This is a genomic window from Pseudoalteromonas sp. SWYJZ12 (genome assembly GCF_015864395.1).
GTDB classification, from domain to species: Bacteria; Pseudomonadota; Gammaproteobacteria; order Enterobacterales; family Alteromonadaceae; genus Pseudoalteromonas; species Pseudoalteromonas arctica.
Genome location: NZ_JADYXH010000038.1, coordinates 1 through 3,734 on the forward strand (window position 1 = coordinate 1; position 3,734 = coordinate 3,734).

At 41.2% G+C, this 3,734-nt stretch carries 3 protein-coding genes; 2 read left to right on the forward strand and 1 reads right to left on the reverse strand.

Annotated elements, in window-relative coordinates; genetic code table 11:
• Positions 1 to 236: 236 nt before the first annotated feature.
• Complete coding sequence (locus tag I6F42_RS19855) at positions 237 to 764, reverse strand: sugar O-acetyltransferase (RefSeq protein WP_197153185.1); 528 nt, start codon at positions 762 to 764, stop codon at positions 237 to 239.
• Between the two features lie 159 nt (positions 765 to 923).
• Between I6F42_RS19855 and I6F42_RS19860 the strand changes: the two genes are divergently transcribed.
• Positions 924 to 1,688, forward strand: a complete 765-nt coding sequence (locus tag I6F42_RS19860; protein WP_197153186.1) for a DeoR/GlpR family DNA-binding transcription regulator — start codon at positions 924 to 926, stop codon at positions 1,686 to 1,688.
• Between the two features lie 46 nt (positions 1,689 to 1,734).
• Positions 1,735 to 3,555 (forward strand): glutamine--fructose-6-phosphate transaminase (isomerizing), encoded by a 1,821-nt coding sequence (gene glmS, locus I6F42_RS19865; protein WP_197153187.1) that lies wholly within the window; start codon positions 1,735 to 1,737, stop codon positions 3,553 to 3,555.
• Positions 3,556 to 3,734 lie beyond the last annotated feature (179 nt).

Consider the following 3,734-nt stretch of genomic DNA (forward strand, 5'->3'; position numbering starts at 1 on the left):
TCCATGCCGAACTCAGTAGTGAAACGAAACAGCGCCGATGATAGTGTAGCATTTGCTATGTGAAAGTAGGACATTACCAGGCTTCAAATTGTAGAAAGCCCGAATCTAACGATTCGGGCTTTTTTACGTCTGCAGAAAAGTGAAATGCGCGCAATTAACACACACTCACATCAACACCTAGCACGCAGGGCGGGCGAGCGCAGCGACTCCCGATGTTAAAATTACATCGAGAATAGCTACAATGTTCTTATTTCACGAGCTGGGTTACCCGCTACTACAGTATTAGGCATTACATTTTTAGTAACCACAGCACCCGCACCCACAATACTATTTTCACCAATACTCACACCCGCTAAAATAATTGCACCTGCGCCAAGCCATACGTTATTGCCTAACGCGATAGGTGCTGCAAAGTTTTCCTTATTAAGCCTTTTTGCTGGATTAGTAGCATGTGACACAGCTAAAAGCTGAACGTTCGGGCCTATTAAACAGTCATCACCAATGGTGATTGAGTGATTGGCTAATGGCGAGTCGAGAAGTGTGCAATTAATATTCATAAAAGTACGATCACCAATAACTATTTGATTGCCGTAATCGCAATGAAAACCTGATTCTATAATTACACCATCACCCGACTTTAAAAATAACTCTTTGATACGTTTTAAGTTGCCTTTACTTGGGCTCTTATTAAATAAACGGCAGGTTTCACCTGCTTGCTTTCGCTGTGCTAAGTATTCTTTACTGATACTGTTAAATGACTGCATTGTATTTATCTTTATAACTTAATTAGTTACAGCTTACCGTACTTTTAGTTTTATTATTATTAGAATAAAACTGTGTTTTTTTTGCTCGTTCACTTGCCATTTAAGTTGTTTCGTTTAAAATCGCATAACTTTCGAAATGAAACTTAATTCACGAGCTTTATGACTAAACGAAACACACAGCAGCGTCGTCACAATATACTGGTTCAAGTTAATGAATTAGGTGAAGTAGCCGTTGAAAAGTTAGCACAGCAGTTTCAAACATCTGAAGTAACCATTCGAAAAGATTTAACCTCGCTTGAAAAAAGTGGCTTATTACTTCGCCGCTACGGTGGTGCTATTGCACTACCTAAAGAAATTGTTAGCGATGAAGTAGATTCAAAGCGCAAAGTCGCAATAGCAAAAGCAGCAGCAAAACTTATAAAAGATCATAACCGCATTATTATTGATAGCGGACGCACTACGGCAGCTATGATCCCTGAGCTTGCTGATAAGCGTGGGCTAGTTGTTATGACCAACGCTATTAAAGTAGCGAGTCGTTTATTAGCACTCGAGAACGAGCCGACACTTTTAATGACCGGCGGAACGTGGGATCCACATTCTGAGTCATTTCAGGGGCAAGTTGCTGAAAATGTATTATGTTCTTACGACTTTGATCAGCTATTTATTGGCGCTGACGGCATAGATGTAAAGCGCGGTACTACTACCTTTAATGAGCTAGTTGGTTTAAGCCAAGTTATGGCAAAAGCGGCACGTGAAGTAATCGTAATGGTTGAATCAGATAAGATTGGCCGAAAAATACCAAATTTAGAATTACCGTGGAAAATAGTGACCACATTAATAACCGACAATGGCTTGGCAGACGATAAGCGCAAAGCAATTGAGGCGTGTGGTGTAAAACTAATTTGCGCAGAGATTATACAATAGTAACTACAACATGAGTTGCTAGAATTAAAAAATTAATGGAGACACTATGTGTGGAATAGTTGGGGCAGTTGCAGAACGTCCAGTAAACAAAATTTTAGTTGAAGGCCTTAAGCGTCTTGAATACCGTGGTTATGACTCAGCAGGCGTAGCATTGCTTGATGGCAACACACTTAATACGGTAAAAGCAGTAGGTAAAGTAGTTAACGTAGAAGCCGCTCTAGAACAAGCAGGCGTTAGCGGTCATACAGGTATTGCACATACGCGCTGGGCAACACATGGTAGCGTAACAGAAGCCAATGCACACCCACATGTATCAAACAGCCAGTTAGCACTTGTACACAATGGTATTATTGAAAACCACGCGAGTCTACGTACAGCACTTAAAGCAGATGGTTACGAATTCTTATCAGACACTGATACAGAAGTAATGGTGCATTTAATTCACCAACTTCGTAAACAACACACAACGTTACTTGAATCAGTACAAGCAGCTGTTAAACAGTTTGAAGGCGCTTTTGGTACTGTTGTATTTGATAAAGACAACGATAACGAAATCATTGTAGCGCGCTCAGGTAGTCCTCTTGTTATTGGTTTAGGCCTTGGCGAAAACTTTATTGCGTCTGATCAGTTAGCATTACTACCTGTTACTCGTAGCTTCATCTTTTTAGAAGAAGGCGACGTAGCACGTATTACACGTGACACAGTAGAAATTTTTGATGCAGACGGTAACGCAGTTGAGCGTGAAGTGATTGAATCAAACATTACGCAAGATGCATCAGGCAAAGGCGATTACCGTCACTACATGCTAAAAGAAATTTACGAGCAGCCACTTGCTGTACGTAATACTCTTGAAGGGCGTTTAAACGACGACCGTGTAGCAATTGATGCCTTTGGCGAAAGCGCTCAGCAAATATTTAAAGATGTAAAACATGTGCAAATTATTGCCTGTGGTACGTCTTATCATTCAGGTATGGTTGCACGTTACTGGCTTGAGCAGTTTGCGGGTGTTAGCTGTAATGTAGAAATAGCTTCTGAATTTAGATACCGTCAGTCGTTTGTTCATGAAAATAGCTTACTTGTTACTATTTCTCAATCGGGTGAAACTGCCGATACGCTAGCTGCATTACGCCTAGCTAAAGAGCAAGGTTACATGGCCTCAATGACTATTTGTAACGTACCTGGTTCATCGCTTGTACGCGAATCAGACCTTGCCTTTATGACTAAAGCAGGCGCTGAAATAGGCGTGGCATCTACTAAAGCATTCACAACGCAGTTAGTTGGTTTGTTAATGCTTACTGCGTCTATAGCTCAGGAAAAAGGCCTTGATCAAAGCGCAATTGTAAATGCAATTAAAGTACTTCCAGCTAAGTTAGAAGAAACATTATTACTCGCTGATGGTATTGCAGATCTTGCAGAAGAGTTTGCTGATAAGCACCACTCATTGTTTTTAGGTCGTGGCTCGCAATACCCAATTGCAATGGAAGGTGCGCTTAAACTTAAAGAGATTTCGTACATTCACGCAGAAGCTTACGCAGCGGGCGAGCTAAAACACGGCCCATTAGCACTTATTGATGCCGACATGCCAATTATTGTTGTAGCACCAAATAACGAATTGCTAGAAAAACTTAAATCAAACGTAGAAGAAGTACGCGCACGTGGCGGCATTATTTACGTATTCGCAGATAAAGATTCACACTTTGAGTCAGACGACACAATGCGTGTAATCAACGTAAACCACACTGACGACATTATTGCGCCAATTGTTTACACCTTGCCATTGCAGCTACTGTCGTACTACGTAGCGGTAATTAAAGGCACTGACGTTGACCAACCACGTAACTTAGCTAAATCGGTTACGGTTGAGTAAAATCAATAGGTTGGTAATTACCTGTTAAAGATAAAAAGGCGCTCAATGCTGTCTCTTGATCACAAGTCTGACTCAAGAGATTTTGCTAAATCGTAGCCTTCCAGGATGGCTTGTAACTTAAGCCATCCTTGCCATAACACTTTCACAGATGCACGCCCTGTGCGCTTGGTATCTTTCCA

Coding starts and splice junctions, on each gene's coding strand:
- glmS (WP_197153187.1), top strand. CDS start 1,735: ATGTGTGGAATAGTTGGGGCAGTTGCAGAACGTCCAGTAAACAAAATT.
- I6F42_RS19860 (WP_197153186.1), top strand. CDS start 924: ATGACTAAACGAAACACACAGCAGCGTCGTCACAATATACTGGTTCAA.
- I6F42_RS19855 (WP_197153185.1), bottom strand. CDS start 764: ATGCAGTCATTTAACAGTATCAGTAAAGAATACTTAGCACAGCGAAAG.